Annotated in this window: 22 protein-coding genes, 1 tRNA gene and 1 pseudogene; 10 read left to right on the forward strand and 14 right to left on the reverse strand. The window is 65.2% G+C overall.

Annotation, left to right across the window (positions count from 1 at the left end; all coding sequences use genetic code 11):
• Positions 1-172 precede the first annotated feature (172 nt).
• Both phrB and ABFA30_RS19625 read left to right on the forward strand, forming a co-directional pair.
• Positions 173-1,615 (forward strand): deoxyribodipyrimidine photo-lyase, encoded by a 1,443-nt coding sequence (gene phrB, locus ABFA30_RS19620; RefSeq protein WP_410046057.1) that lies wholly within the window; start codon positions 173-175, stop codon positions 1,613-1,615.
• A complete protein-coding gene (locus ABFA30_RS19625; protein ID WP_225788515.1) occupies positions 1,612-2,310 on the forward strand; it encodes an SDR family NAD(P)-dependent oxidoreductase in 699 nt (232 codons plus the stop codon). The genes phrB and ABFA30_RS19625 overlap by 4 nt, the downstream gene beginning before the upstream one ends.
• Before the next feature lie 39 nt (positions 2,311-2,349).
• Here the strand turns inward: ABFA30_RS19625 and ABFA30_RS19630 are convergent, their stop codons facing one another.
• The 6 genes from ABFA30_RS19630 to hemA form a co-directional block, all read right to left on the reverse strand.
• A complete protein-coding gene (locus ABFA30_RS19630) occupies positions 2,350-2,868 on the reverse strand; it encodes an acyloxyacyl hydrolase (protein WP_225788514.1) in 519 nt (172 codons plus the stop codon).
• A gap of 116 nt (positions 2,869-2,984) precedes the next feature.
• Positions 2,985-3,782: a glutamate racemase gene (murI, locus tag ABFA30_RS19635; RefSeq protein WP_368816544.1), complete on the reverse strand. Its 798-nt coding sequence runs from the start codon at positions 3,780-3,782 to the stop codon at positions 2,985-2,987.
• Complete coding sequence (locus ABFA30_RS19640; protein WP_225788512.1) at positions 3,775-4,530, reverse strand: molybdopterin-synthase adenylyltransferase MoeB; 756 nt, start codon at positions 4,528-4,530, stop codon at positions 3,775-3,777. Before ABFA30_RS19640 ends, murI begins: the two co-directional genes overlap by 8 nt.
• Positions 4,524-5,354 carry a peptide chain release factor N(5)-glutamine methyltransferase gene (prmC, locus tag ABFA30_RS19645; protein WP_410045813.1) on the reverse strand — a complete coding sequence of 277 codons (831 nt, stop codon included), beginning with the start codon at positions 5,352-5,354 and terminating at the stop codon, positions 4,524-4,526. The genes ABFA30_RS19640 and prmC overlap by 7 nt, the downstream gene beginning before the upstream one ends.
• Positions 5,355-6,437 carry a peptide chain release factor 1 gene (prfA, locus tag ABFA30_RS19650; RefSeq protein WP_225788510.1) on the reverse strand — a complete coding sequence of 361 codons (1,083 nt, stop codon included), beginning with the start codon at positions 6,435-6,437 and terminating at the stop codon, positions 5,355-5,357.
• A complete protein-coding gene (gene hemA, locus ABFA30_RS19655) occupies positions 6,434-7,711 on the reverse strand; it encodes a glutamyl-tRNA reductase (RefSeq protein ID WP_225788509.1) in 1,278 nt (425 codons plus the stop codon). Before hemA ends, prfA begins: the two co-directional genes overlap by 4 nt.
• Before the next feature lie 522 nt (positions 7,712-8,233).
• On the opposite strand from hemA, the gene ABFA30_RS19660 reads away from it, so the two are divergent.
• From ABFA30_RS19660 to ychF, 8 genes are all read left to right on the forward strand, one after another.
• Positions 8,234-9,961, forward strand: coding sequence for a tetratricopeptide repeat protein (locus tag ABFA30_RS19660; protein WP_225788508.1), 1,728 nt, complete (start codon positions 8,234-8,236; stop codon positions 9,959-9,961).
• Between the two features lie 2 nt (positions 9,962-9,963).
• Positions 9,964-10,581 carry a lipoprotein insertase outer membrane protein LolB gene (gene lolB / locus ABFA30_RS19665; protein ID WP_410045814.1) on the forward strand — a complete coding sequence of 206 codons (618 nt, stop codon included), beginning with the start codon at positions 9,964-9,966 and terminating at the stop codon, positions 10,579-10,581.
• Between the two features lie 3 nt (positions 10,582-10,584).
• Positions 10,585-11,430 (forward strand): 4-(cytidine 5'-diphospho)-2-C-methyl-D-erythritol kinase, encoded by an 846-nt coding sequence (gene ispE / locus ABFA30_RS19670; protein ID WP_410045815.1) that lies wholly within the window; start codon positions 10,585-10,587, stop codon positions 11,428-11,430.
• Positions 11,431-11,464: 34 nt separating this feature from the next.
• Positions 11,465-11,539, forward strand: a tRNA-Gln gene (locus ABFA30_RS19675).
• Between the two features lie 48 nt (positions 11,540-11,587).
• Complete coding sequence (locus ABFA30_RS19680; protein ID WP_043214915.1) at positions 11,588-12,529, forward strand: ribose-phosphate pyrophosphokinase; 942 nt, start codon at positions 11,588-11,590, stop codon at positions 12,527-12,529.
• Positions 12,530-12,652: 123 nt separating this feature from the next.
• Entirely contained in the window at positions 12,653-13,249 is a 597-nt protein-coding gene (locus ABFA30_RS19685; protein WP_225788505.1) for a 50S ribosomal protein L25/general stress protein Ctc, read from the forward strand.
• Positions 13,250-13,324: 75 nt separating this feature from the next.
• Positions 13,325-13,909 (forward strand): aminoacyl-tRNA hydrolase, encoded by a 585-nt coding sequence (gene pth / locus ABFA30_RS19690; protein WP_225788504.1) that lies wholly within the window; start codon positions 13,325-13,327, stop codon positions 13,907-13,909.
• A 22-nt stretch (positions 13,910-13,931) separates the two neighbouring features.
• Entirely contained in the window at positions 13,932-15,032 is a 1,101-nt protein-coding gene (gene ychF, locus ABFA30_RS19695; protein WP_253103274.1) for a redox-regulated ATPase YchF, read from the forward strand.
• Between the two features lie 84 nt (positions 15,033-15,116).
• On the opposite strand, the gene ycaC is transcribed toward ychF, so the two are convergent.
• The 8 genes and pseudogenes from ycaC to eutB form a co-directional block, all read right to left on the reverse strand.
• The gene (ycaC, locus tag ABFA30_RS19700; protein ID WP_225788502.1) at positions 15,117-15,743 is read right to left on the reverse strand and encodes an isochorismate family cysteine hydrolase YcaC; all 627 of its coding nucleotides are present in this window, start codon (positions 15,741-15,743) and stop codon (positions 15,117-15,119) included.
• Between the two features lie 126 nt (positions 15,744-15,869).
• A pseudogene (locus tag ABFA30_RS19705) lies at positions 15,870-16,071 on the reverse strand (hydrolase); the annotation flags it as partial.
• 435 nt (positions 16,072-16,506) lie between these two features.
• Complete coding sequence (locus ABFA30_RS19710; protein ID WP_225788501.1) at positions 16,507-17,892, reverse strand: aspartate aminotransferase family protein; 1,386 nt, start codon at positions 17,890-17,892, stop codon at positions 16,507-16,509.
• Positions 17,893-17,904: 12 nt separating this feature from the next.
• Positions 17,905-19,371, reverse strand: coding sequence for an NAD-dependent succinate-semialdehyde dehydrogenase (locus tag ABFA30_RS19715; RefSeq protein WP_225788500.1), 1,467 nt, complete (start codon positions 19,369-19,371; stop codon positions 17,905-17,907).
• A gap of 48 nt (positions 19,372-19,419) precedes the next feature.
• Entirely contained in the window at positions 19,420-20,436 is a 1,017-nt protein-coding gene (doeB, locus tag ABFA30_RS19720; protein WP_225788499.1) for a N(2)-acetyl-L-2,4-diaminobutanoate deacetylase DoeB, read from the reverse strand.
• A gap of 3 nt (positions 20,437-20,439) precedes the next feature.
• Entirely contained in the window at positions 20,440-21,630 is a 1,191-nt protein-coding gene (doeA, locus tag ABFA30_RS19725; RefSeq protein WP_410045816.1) for an ectoine hydrolase DoeA, read from the reverse strand.
• A gap of 36 nt (positions 21,631-21,666) precedes the next feature.
• Entirely contained in the window at positions 21,667-22,659 is a 993-nt protein-coding gene (eutC, locus tag ABFA30_RS19730; RefSeq protein ID WP_410045817.1) for an ectoine utilization protein EutC, read from the reverse strand.
• Positions 22,660-22,692: 33 nt separating this feature from the next.
• A complete protein-coding gene (gene eutB, locus ABFA30_RS19735) occupies positions 22,693-23,664 on the reverse strand; it encodes a hydroxyectoine utilization dehydratase EutB (protein WP_368816537.1) in 972 nt (323 codons plus the stop codon).
• Positions 23,665-23,769: the final 105 nt, after the last annotated feature.

Here is a 23,769-nt window from a genome sequence, read left to right on the forward strand (position 1 = left end):
CTTGCGTAAGTTTTTGGCTACATTAATTGGCCTATAACGTTATACACAAAATATTTCAGTACAAGTCTTCTGACAGTATCGGGATACGCCTGGGCGCACGCAACGAGCCCCATGCAAGGCCTGCGTCTTTGCAGCACTCACAGTGACCCACGAGCCAAGGATGAAACCCAACCTGCAGCTGATCTGGCTGCGCAGTGACCTGCGTATCGCCGACAACACCGCCCTGAGCGCCGCCTGCGCGCACGGGCCTACCCTCGCCGTGTGGCTGGTCAGCCCCGGTCAATGGCAGGCCCATGACGATGCCACGTGCAAGGTCGACTTCTGGCTGCGTAACCTGCGCGAGCTGCGCCACTCGCTGGAAGCGCTCGGTATCCCGCTGCTGATTCGCCAGGCCAGCCTATGGAGCGAAGCCCCCGGAGCCCTGCTCGGCGTCTGCCGCCAGTACTCTGTCGGGGCCGTGCACTGGAACGAGGAATACGGGGTCAATGAACAGCGACGCGACGCGGCGACCCGGGCCCTGCTGGCCAGTGCCGGAATCGCCAGCCATGCTTACCTGGCCCAGACATTGTTTCGCCCCGGCAGCATCACGACCCGCAACGGCCAATGTTTCCAGGTATTCGGCCAGTTCAGGAAGGCCTGCCTGGAGCACCTGCACCGCAACCTGCCGAGCCTGGCCGCCCCAGCCCGGCCGCAGGCGCCGCTGGGCATCGCCAGCGACCCCGTGCCCACGCGTATCGAGGGTTTCGACACCCCGCCAACGGCATTGATCGCGCACTGGGGTGCCGGGGAGTCCGAAGCACGGCGCCGGCTGTCCCGATTCCTCGATGAAACCGTCGAGGACTACCCACACCTGCGCGACCTGCCGGCCAAGGCCGGTACCAGCCAACTCTCGCCCTACCTGACCGCCGGGGTGATTTCGCCACGGCAATGCCTGCATGCAGCCCTGAACGCCAACGGCGGGGCGTTCGACAGTGGCAGCAGCGGCGTGCAAGCCTGGCTCGACGAGCTGCTATGGCGAGAGTTCTACAAGCACATCCTGGTAGGTTATCCACAGGTCTGTCGGCACCGGGCCTTCCGCGCCCACACCGACGCCCTCCCCTGGCGCGACGCCCCCGATGACTTCGAGGCCTGGGCCGAAGGCCGTACGGGCTTTCCGATCATCGATGCGGCCATGCGCCAGTTGCTGCACACCGGCTGGATGCACAACCGCCTGCGCATGATCGTCGCCATGTTCCTGAGCAAGAACCTGCTGATCGACTGGCGCCACGGCGAGCGCCATTTCATGCGTCACCTGATCGATGGCGACCTGGCCGCCAACAATGGCGGTTGGCAGTGGAGCGCCTCCAGCGGAACCGATGCGGTGCCATACTTCCGCCTGTTCAATCCGATCACTCAATCACAACGTTTCGACCCAGGCGGGAACTTCCTTCGCCAATGGCTGCCGGAGCTTCAGGGTTTGGATGAAAAATTCATTCATGAACCGATGAAATCTGCCGACTTTATTGCTACACGTTTCTACCACAGTCCGATCGTAGATCTCAGCAGCAGTCGCCAGCGGGCATTGGCAGCCTTCAAGGGCCTGTCCGGCTGGCAGGATCAGAGGGTTGAATCTTGAGAAACTTGCGTCGTTTCTGGGTAACAGGGGCAACCAACGGGCTCGGCCTGGCCTTGGTGCAAGGGTTGCTCGAACAGGGCTGCCACGTCGCCACGAGTGGCAAGCCGTGCCGAGAGCTGGATGACCTCGAGGCGCATCATCCAGGACAACTGCTACGCCTGCCCGCCCCCCTGCATGACGCCGCCCAGGCCCACCTCGCCGCGGCGCGCCTGCAGGCGGAGTGGGGCACGCTGGACGGCTTGATCGTCAACGCCGGTAGCTGCGACTACCTGCCGCAGGCGCAGGCGTCCGACGAACTGTTCGAAGCGATCGTCACGAGCAACCTGCTTGCCAGCGAGCACTGCCTGGCCGGCGCCCTGCCCTTGCTGGTCAAGGGCGATGCGCCCCAGGTCATGGCGATCTTCAGCCCCTGCACCACATTGCAACTGCACGACCCCGCCCAGCCGCCAAGCGGGGTCAACAACCTGCCACAGTGGTTCCGCGAACAACGCCAGACCCTACACGCTCTCGGCATCGACCTGGCCATGGTGGCGCCACAGTCGCTGACGACACCGGTAACTCCGGCCCGGGCCATCCCCGAGCAATGGACGCCATACCGCGCTGCCCAGGCACTGCTGCAGCGTCTGCCACAACGGGAACCGGAACTGGTGCTGGAGGCACTGAGCCTGAACAGCCTGTGGCCCCTGCCCCATTGAGAAGCGGTCGGCCACCCTCGACCAGGGTGGCCGCCAGGGTCAAAGCGGCATGCGGTAGTGCAAGGCGTAGCTCTCGACACCGTCGTTGGGTTGCTTGATACCAGCGTTGGAGTAGTGGATGGCACGGATACCGACCTCATGCCCACCGGCGAAACGCAGGCCGACGCCGATGCGGTCCTCGAACTGGAAGGCCGAGCCCAGCTGGTTACTCTCCAGCTCGGTGCTGGAGAACACGGCGACGCCGATACCGGCCTCGATGTAGGGTTTGACCGACTCGCCGGCGAACTCGTAGACGAACACCGGGGCGAATGAAAGGCTGTGATTGCTGGCGGTGTCGTCCCCATCCCAATACGTGTAGGCCCCATCCCAATAGCCTGTCAGCCGCCCTACACTGGTCTGCCACCAGCTGGCATCCCAGTTCGACTGCATCCCCAACCGGTAGACCATGGTGGAGTCACCGCTCTGCCCCACCGAAAACGAAATGTCGGCGGCCTGCGCCAACAACCCCTGCCCCAAAGTCAAAGCGGCAAGCGCCGCCAAGCCAAGCCGTTTCTTCATGAGAGACATCCTTCTTCCTGATGCTGTCGTTGGTGTTCGCCCGTCATCGCAGGCAAATCGGTAGAAATCGGCAGTAGTACGATAGTTCAGCTTGAAACGCGGCTTCTTGCGTTTAGCTATAGCGGAAAGCTTTGCACACTGTCGGACTTATGCCACAGCACAGGTAGGATCTTTTTCAGAGATTCAGGATCGGCACTGGTCCAGAACGCCGTATCCCGCGCTGGCCCTTCGGCCAGCAGGTCGTGCGCCCCAAGCAGGCGCTGCAACTGCCGCGCCACGGCGGCGCCGGTATCGATGATGGCCACGTCCGCCGGCACCATGCCAGCCAGCAACGGGCGCAGGAAAGGATAGTGGGTGCAGCCAAGGATCAGGGTGTCGCAGCCCGCGGCCAGCAAGGGCTGCACATAGCCTCGCAGCAGCTCGCGCAACCGTGGGCTGCCGAGATCGCCCGCCTCGATGCATTCGACCAGGCCCGGGCAGGGCTGGGTGACCACCCGCACGTCGCTGGCGAAGCGGTCGAGCAAGGCAGCGAACTTGGCGCTTTGCAAGGTGCCGGTGGTGGCCAGCACGCCGACCACGCCGGAGCGGGTCGCCGCCGCCGCCGGCTTGACCGCAGGCTCCATGCCCACCAATGGCCACCCCGGGTACAACTCGCGCAGATCGGCGACAGCCGCCACGGTGGCGGTGTTGCAGGCCAGGACCATGGCCTTGGCACCTCGCTCGTGGAAGAACCCGGCGATGCGCCGCAAACGCTCACGGATGTAGTCGGGCGACTTCTCGCCGTAGGGCACATGGCCGCTATCGGCGACATACAACAGCGACTCGTTGGGTAGCAGGCGCTGGATCTCGGCCAGCACCGACAGGCCGCCGACCCCCGAGTCCATCACCCCGACCGGCGCCGAGCGTTCAGCCATGCCGGCCGCCACAGACGGTACAGGCCGGATCGCGCTTGACCCGCAGTTCGCGCATGCGCGTGCCGAGGGCATCGATCAGCAGCAGGCGTCCTACCAGCGGCTCGCCGAAGCCGGCCAGGAGCTTGAGCGCCTCCAGCGCCTGCAGGCTGCCCACCAGCCCCACCAGCGGCCCGAGCACGCCGGCTTCGCTGCAGGTCAGCTCGGCTTCGCTGCCATGGCCATACAGGCAGTGGTAGCAGGGGCTGTCGTCACGGCGCGGGTCGAACACCGACAACTGCCCCTCGAGGCGGATCGCCGCCCCGCTGACCAGCGGCTTGCCTACGCCGACGCAGGCGGCATTGACCGCCTCGCGGGTGGCGAAATTGTCGGAGCAATCCAACACCAGGTCGACCGCCGCCACGGCAGCCGCCAGCGAATCCTCGTCCAGGGCCTGGCGATGGGCGACCAGCCTCACCTCGGGGTTGATCGCCTGCAGGCGCTGGAGCGCCGAATCCACTTTGCTCATGCCGACGCTGGCGCTGTCATGAATGATCTGGCGTTGCAGGTTGGTCAGGTCGACCGTGTCGAAATCGGCCAGGTGCAGTTCACCGACACCCGCCGCCGCCAGGTACAGTGCCACCGGCGAGCCCAGCCCACCGAGGCCGACCACCAGCGCCTTGCCCTGCTTGAGGCGCAATTGGCCGTCGATATCCACCTGGGCCAGCAGGATTTGCCGGCTGTAGCGCAACAGTTCCTGATCACTCAGCATGGCAGGCACCCCAGGGAGATACGTTCATGACCGGCCAGGTCCAGGCGACTGGCCACGCGGGTGAAACCATGGCCAGCCAACAGCTCGCGCACCGCCGCAGCCTGGTCGTAACCGTGTTCGAGCAGCAGCCAGCCGCCAGGCTGCAGGTGCTGCGGCGCCTGGGCGATGATCGCCCGCAGGTCGTCCAGGCCATCCTGCCCCGCCACCAGCGCACTGCTCGGCTCGAAGCGCACGTCACCGGCCGCCAGGTGCGGATCCTCGGCGGCGATGTAGGGCGGGTTACTCAGGATCAGCTCGAAGCGCTCACCCGCCAGGCTGTCGAACCAGTGGCTGGCGCGTACCTGGACATTGCCCAGGCCAAGACGCAGGCGGTTGCGCTCGGCCAGGGCCACGGCCTGCTCGACCCGATCCACCGCCGTCACCTGCCAGGCCGGGCGCTCGCTGGCCAGGGCCAGGGCGATGGCGCCGGTGCCGGTGCCCAGGTCGAGCACCCGTGCCGGCGTGACGGGCAGCAATTGCAGGGCCACCTCCACCAGCAGCTCGGTCTCCGGGCGTGGGATCAGGGTGTGCGGCGCCACTTCCAGGTCGAGCTTCCAGAAGCCCTGTTGCCCCAGGATGTAGGCCACCGGCTCACCGGCTCGGCGGCGCTCCAGGTAGCCGGCGAAAGTCTCGGCCGCCTCGCTGCTGACGATCCGCTCGGGCCAGGTGTGCAGGTAGCTGCGCGACTTGCCCAGGGCAGCCGCCAGCAACAGCTCGGCGTCCAGGCGCGGGGTCGGGGAATCCGGCAACTGCGCGTTGCGCAGCAGGCTGGCGATGATGGTCATTCAGTCTCCCAGGGCGGCCAGTTGATCGGCCTGGTATTCGGCCAGCAAGGGTTCGATCACGGCATCGACGCCACCGGCCAGGACCTCGTCGAGGGAGTACAGGGTCAGGTTGATACGGTGATCGGTGACCCGGCCCTGTGGATAGTTGTAGGTGCGGATGCGCTCGGAGCGGTCGCCCGAGCCGACCAGCAGCTTGCGCTCGCTGGCGATGGCGTTCTGCTGGGCGCTGGTCTGCATGTCGTTGAGCTTGGCCGACAGCCAGGCCATGGCGCGGGCACGGTTCTTGTGCTGGGAGCGTTCTTCCTGGCATTCGACCACGATGCCGGTGGGCAGATGGGTGATGCGGATCGCCGAGTCGGTCTTGTTGACGTGCTGACCACCGGCGCCCGAGGCGCGGTAGGTGTCGATGCGCAGGTCGGCCGGGTTGATCTCCACCGCCACTTGCTCGTCCGGCTCGGGCAGCACCGCCACGGTGCAGGCCGAGGTATGGATGCGACCCTGGGATTCGGTTTCCGGTACCCGTTGCACACGGTGCGCGCCAGACTCGAACTTGAGCTTGCCATAGACGCTGTCGCCCTCGACCCGGGCGATGATCTCCTTGTAGCCGCCATGCTCGCCTTCGTTCTCAGAGAGGATCTCCAGGCGCCAGCCGCGCTTCTCGGCGTAGCGCGAATACATGCGGAACAGGTCGCCCGAAAAAATCGCCGCCTCGTCGCCGCCGGTGCCGGCACGGATCTCGAGGAACACGTTGCGCCCGTCGTTGGGGTCCTTGGGCAGCAGCATGCGCTGCAGTTGGGACTCCAGGCCGACCAGTTGCTCCTTGGCCTCGCGCACTTCCTCCACGGCCATCTCGCGCAGGTCGGGGTCGCTGTCCTTGAGCAGCGCCTGGGCACCTTCGAGGTCGTCCTGGACCTTGCTCCACTCCTTGTAGGCAGCGATCACCGGTTCGACTTCGGCATATTCGCGGGAATAGGCGCGAAAGCGGGTCTGGTCGGAAATGACTTCGGCATCGCCCAGCAGGGCGGTGAGTTCCTCGAAGCGATCCTGGAGGGTCTCCAGTTTTTTCAGCAGCGACGCTTTCATTGCGGGGTCTTGTCCGTGGAGCCCTCGTTGAGGGCAAAGAGTTCCTGGGCCATGGCCAGCGCATCGACGCGCCCCTCGGCCGAGAGCTTTTTCAGTTGCACGCTGGGTGCGTGCAACAGTTTGTTGGTCAGGCCCCGGGCCAGTTGCGCCAGCACATCTTCCGGGTTGCCGCCGTTGGCCAGCAGGCGCTGGGCCTTCTGCAGTTCTTCGTCGCGCAGGCGCTCGCTCTGTTGGCGGTAGGCCTTGAGCACGTCGACCGCGGCCAGTTCGCGCAGGCGCGCCATGAAGTCCTGGGCGCCCACCGAGACCAGCTCTTCGGCGGCCTGGGCGGCGCCCTGGCGGCTCTTGAGGTTTTCCGCGACCACTTCGTGCAGGTCGTCGACGGTGTACAGGTAGACGTCGTCCAGCTCACCGACCTGTGGCTCGATATCCCGTGGCACGGCGATGTCGACCATGAAGATCGGCTTGTGCCGGCGCTGCTTCAGGGCGCTTTCTACCGCGCCCTTGCCGAGGATCGGCAGTTGGCTGGCGGTGGAGCTGATGACGATATCGCTGTTGGCCAGTTCCTGGGGGATGTCGGACAGCAGCACGGCATGGGCACCGAACTGTTCGGCCAGGGTGCTGGCCCGCTCCAGGGTGCGATTGGCGACGACGATGCGGCGCACGCCTTGCTCGTGCAGGTGGCGGGCGACCAGGGTGATGGTCTCGCCAGCGCCGATCAGCAGGGCTTGGCTGCGGCCCAGGTCGCTGAAGATCTGCTTGGCCAGGCTGACTGCGGCGAACGCCACCGACACGGGGTTCTCGCCGATGGCGGTGTCGGTGCGCACTTGCTTGGCGGCGCTGAAGGTGGCCTGGAACAGGCGGCCCAGCAAGGGGCCGATGGTCCCGGCTTCGCGGGCCACGGCGTAGGCCGATTTCATCTGGCCGAGGATCTGCGGCTCGCCGAGCACCAGCGAGTCCAGGCCCGAGGCCACGCGCATCATGTGCTTCACGGCGTCGTGGTCTTCGTGGATGTAGGCGCTGGCGCGCAGCTCGTCGAGGCTCAGTTGGTGATATTCGGCCAGCCATTGCAGCACGGCGTCGGCGGCCAGGTGGTCCTGCTCTATATAGAGTTCGCTACGGTTGCAGGTCGACAGGATCGCCGCCTCGCGGCTGGCGGTCAGTCGGCAGAGCTGCTGCAGGGCATCGACCAGCTGCTCTGGCGTAAACGCCACGCGCTCGCGTACGTCTACCGAGGCAGTCTTATGGTTGATACCAAGTGCAAGAAAGGCCATGCAAGGTCGCTGGTTGTGACGAGAAGCCGATAATTGTCCTACTTCGCAGGATTCAGAACAACCACCGTTCGCTATTGTCGCGATGCGCGCAGGCTATTGCCCTTGCCAGGCCAGCGCCAGACCGCATGCCCCCTACGCTGCGCTCCGGGGTTCCCTCGTTCCGGTGCCTTCCGGGGCTTCGCGGCCTCCGACTTGCTACGCAAGTCTACATCTCGCGACTTCGGCTACGCCGAAGGTCGCTGCGCGCCAGGCCCCTCCAGGCACCTCCACTCGGCCTCCTGAAGTCGCGATTCGCGGCGCCTGAACCATCGCGCACCAAAAGCAAGAGCAAGGGCAAGAGCCAAAGCAGGAGCAGGAGCAGGAGCAGGAGCAGGAGCGTCCTTTATTTCGAAAGCCTCGAACAAGCTGGGCATGTGATTGTCCGAACAAACCGCCCCGTGCAATAAACCACGACCATCGCTGGTGGGTTTGCCCTCGCGCTTGTGTCATCATGCTCCGACCGCCTGTATCCAAAGCCTCTTTATGAACAGATCCTACGCATTGCTGCTTGCCCTCGCCCTGCTCCAGGGCTGCCAGAGCCTGGCCCCGCAGAAGACCGAGGGCCTGCCGTCCGTCGCCGAAGCCAGCAAGGACGAGCCAGAAAAGCCCACCGTGTACGGATCGTTCAAGCAGGACACGCTCTACAGCCTGCTGGTGGCAGAGTTGGCCGGCCAGCGCAACCGCTTCGACATCGCCCTGGCCAACTACGTCGACCAGGCCGAGAAGACCCAGGACCCCGCCGTCTCCGAACGCGCCTTCCGCATCGCCGAATACCTCGGCGCCGACGAACCCGCGCTCGACACCGCACTGATCTGGGCCCGCAACGCCCCCGAGAACCTCGACGCCCAACGCGCCGCCGCCATCCAGCTGGCCCGCGCCGAACGCTACGACGACGCCATGACCTACATGGAAAAGGTGCTCCAGGGCCAAGGCGACACCCATTTCGACTTCCTCGCCCTGTCGGCCGCCGAAACCGACCAGAACACCCGCGACGGCCTGCTGCAAAGCTTCGACCGCCTGCTGACCAAGTACCCCGACAACAACCAGCTGGTGTTCGGCAAGGCCCTGCTGTTGAACCAGGACGGCAAGACCGAGCAAGCCCTCGACCTGCTCGAAGCCCACCCACCGCAACACGGCGAAATCGCCCCGGTACTGCTGCGCGCACGCCTGCTGCAGGCCCTGGACCGCGGCCCCGAGGCCCTGCCGCTGCTACGCCGGGCGATCCGCGACAACCCCGACGACAAACGCCTGCGCCTGACCTACGCCCGCACCCTGGTCGAGCAAGACCGCATCGCCGATGCCAAGGGCGAGTTCGCCAGCCTCGTCCAGCAGTATCCCGAGGACGATGAACTGCGCTACTCCCTGGCCCTGGTGTGCCTGGAAAACAAGGACTGGGACGAAGCCGAGGGCTACCTGCAGGAGTTGGTCGAGCGCGACAGCAACGTCGACGCCGCGCACCTGAACCTGGGCCGTATCCACGAGGAACGCAACGCCCCCGAATCGGCCCTGCGCGAGTACGCCCTGGTCGGCCCGGGCCCAGACTACCTGCCGGCACAACTGCGCCAGGCCGACATCCTCATCGCCAACGGCCGCGCCAGCGAAGCCTCGCGCCTGCTGGCCGAAGCCCGCGAAGCGCAGCCGGACTACGCCATCCAGCTCTACCTGATCGAAGCGGAAAGCTACGGCAACAACGGCAAGGACGCCCAGGCCGAGCACGTCCTGGAGCAGGCTATCAAGCGCTATCCGGACGACATCAACCTGCTCTATACCCGCGCCATGCTGGCCGAAAAACGCGGCGACCTGGCACTGCTGGAAAAGGACCTGCGCACCATCATCGAACGCGAGCCGGAAAACGCCATGGCCCTCAATGCGCTCGGCTACACCCTGGCCGACCGCACCACCCGCTATGCCGAGGCCAAGTCGCTGATCGAGAAGGCCCACCAGCTCACCCCCGACGACCCCGCCGTGCTCGACAGCCTGGGCTGGGTCAACTACCGCCTGGGCAACCTGGACGAGGCTGAGCGCCTGCTGCGCCAGGCCTTGGAGCGTTTCCCCGACCATGAAGTGGCCGCCCACCTGGGCGAAGTCCTCTGGGTCAATGGCAAACGCCGCGAAGCCCGCCAGGTCTGGGCCAAGGCCATCGAAGCCCAGCCCGACAGCCCCATCCTGCGCAAGACCCTCCTGCGCCTGACCGGATCCGAGACCCTGTAGACATGTTCCTGCGTCATTGCACCACCTTCATCCTGGTCGCCCTGCTCGCCGGCTGCGCCGGCTTCGGTTCCCGCGAAGCCCTGCAAGGCCAAGGCGACCCGCAGTTGTGGCGAGCCCACAAACAACAACTGACCGCCCTCGACAGCTGGCAGATCAACGGCAAGGTCGGCATCCGCGCGCCTCGGGACTCCGGCAGCGGCACGCTGTTCTGGCTGCAACGCCAGGACTACTACGACATCCGTCTGGCCGGTCCGCTGGGACGTGGCGCCGCCCGCCTCACCGGACGCCCCGGCGGCGTGGTCCTGGAAGTGGCCAACCAAGGCCGCTACGAGGCCCCCAGCCCCGAGGCCCTGCTGGAAGAGCAACTGGGCTGGCAGCTACCGGTCTCGCACCTGGTCTGGTGGGTACGCGGCCTGCCGGCCCCCGACAGCAAGAGCCAGTTGACCCTCGACGGCGACAGCCGCCTGGCCAGCCTCAACCAGGATGGCTGGCAGGTGCAGTACCTGGGCTACACCCAGCAGAACGGCTACTGGCTGCCCGAACGCCTGAAACTGCACGGCGAGCACCTCGACGTCACCCTGGTGGTCAAGGACTGGCAGCCCCGCCAGCTGGGGCACTGAACCATGCACAGGCTCACCCTGCCCGCCCCCGCCAAGCTCAACCTGTGGCTACACATCATCGGCCGCCGTGCCGACGGCTACCATGAGCTGGAAACGGTGTTCCAGTTCCTCGACCATGCCGACCAGCTGAGCTTCGCCCCCCGCGAGGACGGCCGGATCCACCTGCGCACCGCCGTCGAGGGTGTGCCCCACGACAGCAACCTGGTCGTGCGTGCCGCGCGCCAGTTGCAACAGCAATCCGGCTGCCTCCTCGGCGCCGACATCTGGCTCGACAAGGTCCTGCCCATGGGCGGCGGCATCGGCGGCGGCAGTTCGAACGCCGCGACCACCCTCCTGGCGCTGAACCACCTGTGGCAACTGGGCTGGGACGAAGACCGCCTGGCCGCCCTGGGCCTGGCCCTCGGCGCCGATGTGCCGGTGTTCGTCCGCGGCCATGCCGCCTTCGCCCAAGGCGTGGGCGAACAGCTGACACCCGTCGACCCCGAGGAGCCCTGGTACGTCGTGCTGGTGCCGCAAGTGTCTGTCAGCACAGCGGAAATTTTTTCACATCCGCAGTTGACACGTGATTCCCTCCCCCTTAAGATGCGCCCCGTTCCCGAGGGAAACAGTCGAAATGACTGCCAACCGGTGGTAGAGCAGAGTTATCCAGAAGTTCGCAATGCGTTGAATTCGCTGGGTAAATTCACTAAAGCTCGGCTAACCGGGACTGGAAGTTGCGTGTTTGGGGCCTTCCCAAGCAAAGCCGAAGCTGATAAAGTTCTGGCCCTTCTTTCAGAGACCCAAACAGGGTTTGTGGCTAAGGGAAGCAACGTTTCGATGTTGCATCGCAAGCTGCAGAGTCTGATCTAGAAGTCGAGTGCCAGGCACTCGCAGCAACAGATACAGGGGCGTCGCCAAGCGGTAAGGCAGCAGGTTTTGATCCTGCCATGCGTTGGTTCGAATCCAGCCGCCCCTGCCATTTTCCTTATACTCATCCAGGTATACCCTCAGCCTTCAGGTACTGCGCGTGTCCAAGATGATGGTCTTCACGGGGAATGCCAACCCCGATCTGGCTCGGCGTGTCGTACGTCAGCTGCATATTCCACTGGGTGATGTTTCTGTCGGCAAGTTCTCCGACGGCGAAATCAGTGCTGAGATCAATGAAAATGTCCGCGGTAAGGACGTCTTCATCATCCAGCCGACCTGTGCCCCTACCAACGACAACCTGATGGAACTGGTAGTGATGGCCGACGCCTTCCGCCGCTCCTCAGCTTCCCGAATCACCGCCGTGATTCCCTACTTCGGATACGCCCGCCAGGACCGCCGTCCGCGTTCGGCACGTGTAGCCATCAGCGCCAAAGTCGTCGCTGACATGCTCACTGTCGTGGGTATCGACCGTGTGCTCACCGTCGACCTGCACGCTGACCAGATCCAGGGCTTCTTCGATATCCCCGTCGACAACATCTACGGCTCGCCCGTACTGGTCGACGACATCGAAGACCAGCGTTTCGAGAACCTGATGATCGTCTCCCCGGACATCGGTGGTGTCGTGCGCGCACGTGCCGTCGCCAAGTCCCTGGGCGTCGACCTGGGTATCATCGACAAGCGCCGTGAAAAGGCCAATCACTCCGAAGTGATGCACATCATCGGCGACGTCGAAGGACGCACCTGCATCCTGGTAGACGACATGGTCGACACCGCCGGCACCCTGTGCAACGCGGCCAAGGCCCTGAAAGACCACGGCGCTGCCAAGGTCTACGCCTACTGCACGCACCCGGTACTGTCCGGTCGTGCGATCGAGAACATCGAGAAGTCCGTGCTGGACGAGCTGGTGGTGACCAACACCATCCCGCTGTCCGCGGCTGCTCAGGCCTGTGACCGTATCCGCCAACTGGATATCGCACCGGTCGTCGCTGAGGCGGTACGCCGCATCAGCAACGAAGAATCGATCAGCGCGATGTTCCGCTAAGCGGAACGCACGCTGACGAAAAGCGCCCCGCCCCAACACAGGTTGTTGGGGCGGGGCTTTTTTGCCCACCCCGCCTGACGCTGGTCGCAAGCGTCATCCGGGAGGCTTATTTGGAGAAAGAAAATGACCGATTTCATCCTGAACGCCCAAGCGCGTACTGACCTGGGGAAAGGTGCGAGCCGCCGCCTGCGTCATGCCGCCAGCATCCCTGCCGTTGTCTACGGTGGTAACAAGGACGCCGAGTCCCTGACCATCCTGACCAAGGAAATCACCAAGCTGTTCGACAACGAAGCGGCCTTCAGCCACGTCATCGAACTGAACGTCGACGGCGCCAAGCAGAACGTCATCGTCAAGGCCCTGCAGCGCCACCCGGCCAAAGGCTTCATCATGCACGCCGACTTCGTTCGCGTCGTCGCTGGCCAGAAGCTGACCGCCAAGGTTCCGGTTCACTTCATCAACGAAGAAGCCCCGACCAAGAAAGGCGGCGAGATCTCCCACGTAGAGAACGAGATCGAAGTTTCCTGCGAAGCCAAGGACCTGCCTGAGTTCATCGAAGTCGACCTGGCCAACGCTGAAGTCGGTACCATCATCCACCTGTCGGACCTCAAGGCTCCGAAAGGCGTCGAGTTCGTGGCCCTGGCCCACGGTGACGACAAGGCCATCGCCAACGTCCACGCACCGCGCGTTGCCCCTGAAGCTGCAGAAGGCGCTGCCGAGTAATCACTCGCGCGCCGGTGTTGACCGGGTTACGGCGCCCGCGCCGTAACCCACCAACTCCAAGGAAGAGCTCCTGACGTGACCGCCATCCAGTTGATCGTCGGCCTGGGTAACCCCGGCCCCGAATACGAACAGACCCGGCATAACGCAGGGGCTCTTTTCGTTGAACGCCTCGCCAGCGCCCAGCGCGTCTCCCTGACCGCTGACCGCAAGTATTTCGGCCTGACGGCTAGATTCAGCCATCAGGGCCACGACGTTCGTCTGTTGATCCCCACCACCTACATGAACCGCAGCGGCCAGTCCGTGGCGGCATTGGCCAATTTCTTCCGGATCCCACCGGCGGCCATCCTGGTGGCCCACGACGAACTCGACCTGCCCCCGGGTGTCGCCAAGCTCAAGAAAGGCGGTGGCCATGGTGGGCACAACGGCCTGCGCGACATCATCGCGCAGCTCGGCAACCAGAACGACTTCCATCGCCTGCGGCTGGGTATCGGCCACCCGGGCGACGCCAAACTGGTCTCCAACTTCGTCCTGGGCCGCGCACCGCGCGCCGAGCAGGAGAAGCTCGACGCCAGCATCGATTTTGCCCTCGGCGTGCTGCCGGACGTCCTCGCTGGCGACTTCGCCAAGGCGATGCGCGAGCTGCACAGCCAGAAGGCCTGATTTCCTAGAGAGGGGAATTCCCATGGGTTTCAATTGCGGCATCGTCGGCCTGCCCAACGTCGGCAAGTCCACCCTGTTCAACGCCCTGACCAAGTCTGGTATCGCGGCGGAGAACTTCCCCTTCTGCACCATCGAGCCGAACAGCGGCATCGTGCCGATGCCCGACCCGCGCCTGAACGCCCTGGCCGAGATCGTCAAGCCTGAGCGCGTGTTGCCCACCACCATGGAATTCGTCGACATCGCCGGCCTGGTCGCTGGCGCCTCGAAGGGCGAAGGCCTGGGCAACAAGTTCCTCGCCAACATCCGCGAGACCGACGCCATCGCCCACGTGGTGCGCTGCTTCGAAGACGAGAACGTGATCCACGTCTCCAACAGTGTCGACCCCAAGCGTGACATCGAGATCATCGACCTGGAGCTGATCTTCGCCGACCTCGACAGCTGCGAGAAGCAACTGCAGAAGGTCGCCCGCAACGCCAAGGGCGGCGACAAGGAAGCCCTGGCGCAAAAGGCCATCCTCGAGAAGCTCATCCCCCACTTCACCGAAGGCAAGCCGGCGCGCAGCCTGATGAAGCAGATGAGCGACGAGGAAAAGGCCGTGATCCGCGGCTTCCACCTGCTGACCAGCAAGCCGGTGATGTACATCGCCAACGTCGCCGAGGATGGCTTCGAGAACAACCCGCACCTGGACGTGGTCAAGGCCATCGCCGAGGAAGAAGGCGCGGTCGTGGTGCCGGTGTGCAACAAGATCGAAGCCGAGATCGCCGAGCTGGACGACGGCGAGGAGAAGGACATGTTCCTCGAAGCCCTGGGCCTGGAAGAGCCCGGCCTGAACCGCGTGATCCGCGCCGGCTACGCCCTGCTCAACCTGCAGACCTACTTCACCGCCGGGGTGAAGGAAGTCCGCGCCTGGACCGTCCGCGTCGGCGCCACCGCACCGCAAGCCGCCGCCGTGATCCACACCGACTTCGAGAAAGGCTTCATCCGCGCCGAAGTGGTGGCCTACGACGACTTCATCCAGTACAAGGGCGAAGGCGGTGCCAAGGAAGCCGGCAAGTGGCGCTTGGAAGGCAAGGACTACATCGTCAAGGATGGCGACGTGATGCACTTCCGTTTCAACGTCTAAGCGGCAGTCTTAACGAACTGAAAACCCCTTGAGGACAACGGTCCCAAGGGGTTTTTCTTTTCTGGCAAACCGCTTCGCCCGCGATCACTTCGCCCCGTTCAAGGTATTGAAGCTGGTCATCAGGTTGCGGTAGTCCGGGATGTGGTTGGAGAACAGCGTGCCCAACCCTTCGATGTCGTTGCGCCAGTCGCGGTGCAACTCGCAGGCCACGCCGAACCAGGTCATCAGCTGTGCCCCGGCAGCTTCCATGCGGCGCCAGGCCGAGTCACGGGTCAGCTCATTGAAGGTGCCGGAGGCGTCGGTGACGACGAATACCTCGAAGCCCTCCTCCAGGGCCGACAACGCCGGGAAGGCCACGCACACCTCGGTCACCACGCCAGCGATGATCAGTTGCTTCTTGCCGGTCGCCTTCACCGCCTTGACGAAGTCCTCGTTGTCCCAGGCATTGATGTTGCCAGGACGGGCGATGTAGGGCGCATCGGGGAACTGCTCCTTGAGCTCGGGCACCAGCGGGCCGTTGGGGCCGCTCTCGAAGCTGGTGGTGAGGATGGTCGGCAGCTTGAAGTACTTGGCCAGGTCCGACAGGGCCAGCACATTGTTCTTGAACCGATCGGGTTCGATGTCCCGTACCAGAGAGAGCAGACCGGTCTGGTGATCGACCAGCAGAACGGCAGCATCATTCTTGTCCAGACGTTTGTATTGGAAGCCCATGGGGGTTCTCCTTGCTTGGTTTTCGGGGGGGGGGGCAGGTAAGTGCGGAGTCCAACAGCTCATTGTTGGTCACCACCGCCTGCGCTTTCATGTAGCTTTCGATCAACAGTTGCTAATGCGAGAACACGCGACGTACTGGGCGTGTGGCGCGGCTTCGTGGAACTCGGGGATCAGCGGGCCGTTGGGACGCTGCGGAACGGAGGCGGTGGTGATCGACGACCGTCTGGAACAGGCCGCTCTGCTGATCGATCAGCAACATCGCCGCCTGGCTGGGATCGATCCGGGGAACTTGGCCATTGAAGTTGGCGGCTTGGTTGAAAGTGCTCATCGTTCTCTCCTCGTTTCGAGAACCGGCCATCCTGGCCAATGCGGTAGGACCGCGGACCCACGAATCCAGCGTGGGGATTATCAGAGTAGGCAACGCCAGCCAGACGGGATGACCGTCAGTCGGCCGGAGCAGCTCGCAGCTCGGTGCGGTCGGTTGGCGAGGTGATTGGCTGATGGATCTTCTTCACCACCGACCTCCTGAACACGACGGAAGTAACGGTAGTGCCCTGGGCAGGGACTCGGTAGATCCAATATTCGGGCTTCAGCGTTCCATTTTGTGAACGCTTGATAGAGGATTGAGCAGGATAGGAGCGGAGTCGTCCAAATACAGGACAGTTAAGCAGTGCCTGGTAATCGTGGGGCTGCTTTGCAGCCCATCGCGGGCTTGCCCGCGATGGGCCGCAAAGCGGCCCCAGAACAGCGGCCTCAGGTACCGTCAGCCAAGCACCTTCCCGGCCACCTCATCGACCGCCGCCTTGGTGATCGCGACGATCCGCTCGGCATCGTCCTTGCCCAACACCAGCGGCGGCGCGAAGCCGAGGATATCGCCGTGGGGCATGGCCCGGGCGATCATGCCGCGCTCCAGGCACGCCGCCGACACCTGCGGCCCGACCTTCAGCGCCGGGTCGAACGCCGTGCGCGCCTCCCGGTCGGCCATGAACTCCACGGCACACAGCATGCCGTCCCCACGCACTTCGCCGACCAGCGGGTGCCCTTCGAAGGTCTCGCGCATGCGCTGGTTCAGGTACGCCCCCACCACCTCGGCATTGCCGGTCAGGTCCTCACGCTCGAGGATGTCCAGGTTGGCCAGGGCAGCGGCCGCGCAGATCGGGTGGCCGGAATAGGTCCAGCCATGGCCCATGGCCCCGTCCTTGCGCGAACCCTCCTCGATCACGTTCCACACCTTCTCGCCGACGATCACCGCCGACAGCGGCGCGTAGGCACTGGTCAGGCCCTTGGCGGTGGTGATCAGGTCGGGGCGGATGCCGTAGCGCTGGCTGCCCATCTTCGAGCCCAGGCGGCCGAAGGCGCACACCACCTCGTCGGCGATCAGCAGCACATCGTACTTGTCCAGCACTGCCTGGATCGCCGCCCAGTAGCCCTTGGGCGGGACGATGATGCCGCCGGTGCCCATCAGCGGCTCGCCGATGAAGGCGGCGACGGTGTCCGGGCCTTCGGCGAGGATCAGCTTCTCCAGCTCATCGGCGCAATAGCGCACGAAAGCCTGCTCGTCCATGCCGGCCGGCGCCTTGCGGTACCAGTGCGGGCACACCGTGTGCTTGACCCCTTCCACCGGCAGGTCGAAGTGCTGGTGAAAGCTGGGCAAGCCGGTGAGGCTGCCGGTCATGATGCCCGAGCCATGGTAGCCACGGTCGCGGGAGATGATCTTCTTCTTTTGCGGCCGTCCGAGGATGTTGTTGTAGTAGCGCACCAGCTTGACCTGGGTCTCGTTGGCGTCGGAGCCAGACAGGCCGTAGTAGACCTTCTTCATCCCCGCCGGCGCCCAGTCGATGATGCGGCTGGACAGCTCGATGATCGCCTCGGTCGAGTGCCCCACGTAGGTGTGGTAGTAGGCCAGCTCCTTGGCCTGCTTGTGGATAGCGTCGGCGACTTCGCTGCGACCGTAGCCGATGTTCACGCAGTACAGGCCAGCGAAGGCATCGATCAGCTCGCGGCCTTCGTGGTCGCGCAGGCGGATGCCCTCGGCGCCGGTGATGATCCGCCCCTTGAGCGCGCCACTGGCATGGTCGTGGGCGTGGGTCGAGGGGTGCATGAAGTGGGCACGGTCCTGCTCGAACAGTTGGCTGAATTCTTGGCTCATGGCAAACGCTCCTTAGAACTGACCTTGATGGTGCAAGCAAAAGTATTTGGTCTCGACGAAGGGCTCGAAGCCCTCGCTGCCGCCTTCACGCCCCAGGCCCGAGGCCTTCATGCCGCCGAACGGGATCGGATGGCCGGTGAACTTCACGCCGTTGACCGCGACCATGGCATGGTCCAGCCGGCGGATCAGCGGGTGGACCACATCCAGACGGTTGGAACAGATGTAGGCGGCCAGGCCGTACTCGGTGTCATTGGCCATTTCGATGGCCTGCTCCAGGGTGTCGAACGGCATCACCCCGGCGATGGGCGCGAAATTCTCTTCCTGGTAAATGCGCATCTGCGGCGTGACATCCGCCAACACGGTAGGTTGGTAGAACCAGCCCCCCAGGGCATGGGCTTCGCCGCCGACCAGGCGTCGGGCGCCGTGGGCGATGGCGTCCTCGACCCGCTCGGCCGTGGCATCGAAGGCGGCCTGGTGCATCAGCGGCCCGATGTCGACGTGGGTTTCCTCGCCATCGAGCATCGCCGGCCCGACCTTCAAGGCCCGTACCGCTTCGGCGAAGCGCGCCAGGAAGGCCTCGTACAACGGGCGCTGGACCATGATCCGGTTGGCCGCGCAGCAGTCCTGCCCCGAGGTCTGGAACTTGGCCGCGACCGCGACCTTCACCGCCAGCTCCAGGTCGGCATCGGCGCAGACGATGAACGGCGCGTTGCCTCCCAGCTCCAGGGCGACCTTCTTGACGTCGTGGGCAGCGGCCTGCAGCACCAGCTTGCCGACCCGGGTGGAGCCGGTGAAGCTGACCGAACGCACGCGCGGGTCGCGCACCAGGGTCTCCATGGCCATCTGCGGTTCGCCGATGACCACGTTGAACACACCGGCAGGCAAGCCCGCCTCTTCGGCCAACTGCGCCAGGGCCAGTGCCGAGAACGGTGTCTCGTGGGCTGGCTTGACCACCACGGTGCAGCCGGCGGCCAGTGCGGCAGCGGCCTTGCGGGTGATCATGGCGCTGGGGAAGTTCCACGGCGTGAGCAACGCGCAGACACCCACCGGCTCCTTCACGGTCCCCAGTTGGGCCCCAGGGATGTGACTGGGAATGGTCTGGCCATACAGGCGCCGCGCCTGCTCGGCGAACCAGGGGATGAAGCTGGCCGCATAGGCGATTTCGCCGCGCGCTTCGGCCAGTGGCTTGCCCTGCTCCCGACTGAGGATGCGCGCCAGCGCTTCCTGGTGCTCCAGGAGCAGTTCGCCCCAGCGCCGCAGCAAAGCTGCCCGCGCCTCCAGGCTTTGCTGGCGCCAAGGCACGAAGGCACGCTGCGCGGCATCCACCGCGGCGACGATCTGTTCATGCTCGAGCAACGGTACATGGTCGATGACCTGGCGGTTGGCCGGGTCGAGCACGGCGATGCTGTTGCCACTGTTGCTGTGCAGCCATTGGCCGTCGACGTGGCACAGGTTTCTGAACGGGTATTGGTGTGACATGAGCTGTTCTCCATACCTCTTGTAATGGCGCGGCCGAAGCCTGGTGCGCTACAGCACGTCGGCGATCACCGCCAGGGTGTCGCCGCATTGCACCAGGCCGGGGAAATGCCGGGCGGCCAGCAGGCCGCCGCGTCGAGCGCGGTATTCGATCGGGGCGCTGCCGGTGCGCTTGATGTCATGGACGCGGGCGATGACCTCGCCCTGGCTGACCGTGTCGCCAAGGTCGCGGCACATCTCCAGCAGGCCGTCGTGTTCGCTGGCGATGAAGCAGTCGCCGTCGGGCATGTCGAGCATGATCGACGCGCTGGCCTGGACCTCGCCTTCGAGGATGCCGGCATGCACCAGCAGGTTGTGCACGCCGCGCTCGGCCAAGGCCACGCTCTTGGCCGTGGAGGTGCCGCCGCCGCCCAGCTCGGTGGTGACGAACACCTTGCCCTGGGCCTCGGCCGCAGTGTCGTACATGGCCTGGGCGTCCTGCTCGAGCATGCGCATGCTGTACGGCGCCGAGAACGCCCGCATGCCCGCTTCGCAACGCGCCTGTTGGTCCTTGTCGGGCAGCACGTGGCAGGCCGCGAACGGCAGGAAGTCCAGGGTCCTGCCGCCGGAATGGATATCCAGGACGATATCGGCCAGCGGCAGCAGGGTGCGGCGGAAATAGTCGGCGATCTTTTCCGTCACGGTGCCGTCAGGCTTGCCCGGGAAGCTACGGTTGAGATTGCCCTTGTCGATCGGCGAGGTACGCCGGCCGGCCTGGAACGCCGGGGTGTTCATGAAGGGCACGATGATCACCCGCCCGCTGACCTGCTCGGCCTGCAGCCGCTGCGCCAGCTTGCTCAGGGCCACCGGCCCCTCGTACTCATCGCCATGGTTGCCGCCGGTCAACAGGGCAGTCGGCCCGCTGCCGTGCTTCACCACGGTGATCGGAATCATCACTGCGCCCCAGGCCGAGTCGTCGCGCGAATACGGCAGCTTGAGAAAGCCGTGCTGCACACCGTCGCGCTCGAAGTCCACGGTGCTGCTGATCGGGTTCGTCGCTTGTGGGGCGCTGTCTGCAAATGCATTCATGGCTCAATCCTTCACGAACAGCTGGCGCGGCACGTTGCACAGGGTCTCGACCCCGGTCTCGGTGATCAGGATGCTTTCGGTGATTTCCAGCCCCCAGTCGTCCATCCACAGACCCGGCATGAAGTGGAAGGTCATGCCCGGTTGCAACACGCTGCTGTCGCTCGGGCGCAGGCTCATGGTGCGCTCGCCCCAGTCCGGCGGATAACTGATACCGATCGGGTAGCCGCAGCGGCTGTCCTTGTGGATGCCGAACTTCTCCAGCACACCGAAGAACGCCCGGGCGATGTCTCCCGTGGTGTTGCCAGGCCTTGCAGCCTCGAGCCCCGCGGCGATGCCCTCGACCACGGCCTTCTCGCCTTCGAGGAAGTGCGGCGGCGGCTTGCCCAGGTAGACCGTGCGCGACAGCGGGCAGTGGTAGCGCTTGTAGCAGCCGGCGATCTCGAAGAAGGTCCCCGCGCCGGTGACGAACGGCGAATCGTCCCAGGTCAGGTGCGGGGCGCTGGCGTCGGCGCCGGTCGGCAGCAACGGCACGATCGCCGGGTAGTCACCGCCGTGGCCGTCGACGCCGAGGATACCGCTGCTGTAGATCTCGGCCACCAGCTCGTTCTTGCGCATGCCCGGCTCGATGCGCTCGAGGATGCGCCCATGCATCTTCTCGACGATGCGCGCGGCGATGCGCATATATTCGATTTCCTGGGGCGACTTCACCGCCCGCTGCCAGTTGACCAACCCGGCGGCATCGCTGAAGGCCGCCTGCGGCAGGTGCCGGCACAGGGCCTGGTAGGCCGCGGCGCTGAAGTAGTAGTTGTCCATCTCCACGCCGATGTTCAAGGCGCCCCAGCCCTTGGCCAGGATCACCTCCTGGCACAGGTAGTCCATCGGATGGCGCTCACGTGACTGCACGTAGATGTCCGGGTAGCCGACGATGTTGTCGTGGGCCATGAACACCGTGCGCTTGGCGCCATTGGCATCCTGGCCACGGCCGAACCAGATCGGCTCGCCATCGAGCGCCAGCAACACGCACTGGTGCACGTAGAACGACCAGCCGTCGTAGCCGGTCAGCCAGGCCATGTTCGACGGATCGGTGACCAGCAACAGCTCCAGGCCCTGCGCCTGCATGGCGGCGCGGGTCCGGGCCAGGCGCTGGGCGTACTCCTGCCGGCTGAACGGCAGGTTGACCACTGACTGAGACATTGCAATGCCCTCTGTTGAGTGGGGTTGGAAGATTCTTCAGCTGGCGAAGGCCAGGCCCTTGCCAGCGGCCAGCGCACGCTCGAAGGCCAGGTTGGCGATGGCGGTGTCCTGGGCGCCGGTGCCGGTCAGGTCGCACAGGGTGATCTGACCGGCACTGGTACGGCCCGGCTGCTGCCCGGCGATGACCTGGCCGAGTTCGCAGAAGGCGCCGTCGTCGTGGACCAGGCCGGCGCGCAAGGCATGGTGCAGCTCGCCCAGCACACGGGTCTGGCCGAGGCGGTCGGCGACGTAGCGGTCGACCTCGGCCACCACCTGCGGGGCGATCTCGTTCTTGTGCTCGGCATCCGAGCCCATGGCGGTGATGTGCAGGCCGGGGTGCAGGTGATGAGGCTGGAGCAGCGGTTCGCGGCTGGGTGTGCAGGTGATGGCGATGTCCGCACCCTGCATGGCCTGGTCGATGCTGTCGCACACCAGCACCTGCAAGCCGCCATCGCGGCCGAGTTCATCGCCCAATGCCGCGGCCTTGGCCGAGTCGCGCGCCCACAGATGCACCCGCTCGATCGGCCGCACCAGGCGCAGCGCCTGCAACTGCAGGCGAGCTTGCTCGCCACTGCCGATCAGCGCCACGCAACGGCTGTCGTCACGGGCCAGCCAACGTGCCGCCACCGCGCCGGCCGCGGCGGTGCGCACGGCGGTGAGGTAGCCGTTGTCGAGCAACAGGGCATCCAGCAAGCCGGTGCGTGCCGACAACAGCATCATCATGCCGTTGAGGCTGGGCAGGCCGAGCTTGGGGTTGTCGAAGAAGCCGGGGCTGACCTTGATCGCGAAGCGCGCGATGCCCGGCAGGTAGGCGGTCTTCACGTCCACCTCGCCGTTGTGCTCGGCCACGTCCAGGCGCAGGATCGGCGGCATCGCCACCTGCGCCGTGGCCAGCAGGGCGAAGGCCTGCTCGATGGTATCGACCGCGGCGCGGTCGAGGCAGATGCAGTCACGCAGGTCGGCTTCGCTGAGCAAGGTGATGGCGGACATCGGAAAACCTCCAGTGAACGAAAAGAAAAGACCTCAGGCGTCGCCGCCGTTCATCACCCGCAAGTGCTGTGCGGTATCGACGTTGCGGCCGCTGACCACCACTACGATCGGTCCACGGGCCGGCACCAGGCCGTCGAGCAACGCGGCGATGCCCACCGCACCGGCGCCCTCGACCACCTGGCGCTCCTGGTGGTAGGCATGGCGCATGGCATTGGCGATCGAGGTTTCCGCCAGCAGGTGCACCTGGTCGAGCAGGCGCCGGGTCAGGGTGAAGGTGTGGCGGTTGTCCAGGCCGATACCGCCGCCGAGGGAGTCGGCCAGGGTCGGCAACTCCTCGACCTCGACCGGGCGGCCAGCCTGCAGGCTGGCGTGCATTGCCGCGCCACGGGTCATGCTGATGCCATGGGTGGTGATGGCCGGGTTGATGCTTTTCAGGGCCAGCGCCACGCCGGCGAACAAGCCGCCGCCGGACAGCGGCACGAGTACCTGGCCAACGTCGGGCAGTTGCTCGACGATCTCCAGGCCCAAGGTGCCCTGGCCGGCGATCACCGCCGGATCGTCGAAAGGCGGCACCAGCGCCGCGCCCTGCTCATGGGCATGCTGCAGGGCCGCGTGCTGGGCATCGTCCTGGGAGTGGCCGACGATGCACACCTCGGCGCCCAAGTCGCGGATCGCCTGGACCTTGTTGGCTGGTACCAGGTGCGAGAGATAGACGGTGGCGCGCACACCCAACTGCGACGCGGCGTAGGCCAGTGCCCGGCCATGGTTGCCGGTGGAGGCGGTGACCACGCCACGCGCCCGCAGGTCCGGGGCAAGGGCCGCGACTGCATTGCTGGCGCCGCGCAGCTTGAAACTGCCGGTGAGTTGCTGGGATTCGAGCTTCAGGTAGACCGGTGCGCCGGCGATGCGGCTCAGGCTCGGGGAGTGTTCCAACGGCGTGCGGCGCACGAGCCCCTGGATACGCTGGCGGGCAAGGTGGATATCGTGAAGCGAGAGCTCTGACATGACCGCGTCCCAACAAGTGGCCTGGTGTTGGGCGGAGTCTAAGAGCGGCAAATTGTCGTGATGAATGTACTAGGTCAATTTGCCGGACATTTTTTATTTTGCATC

The organism is Pseudomonas sp. HLMP, assembly GCF_046365545.1.
Taxonomy (GTDB): Bacteria; Pseudomonadota; Gammaproteobacteria; order Pseudomonadales; family Pseudomonadaceae; genus Aquipseudomonas; species Aquipseudomonas guariconensis_B.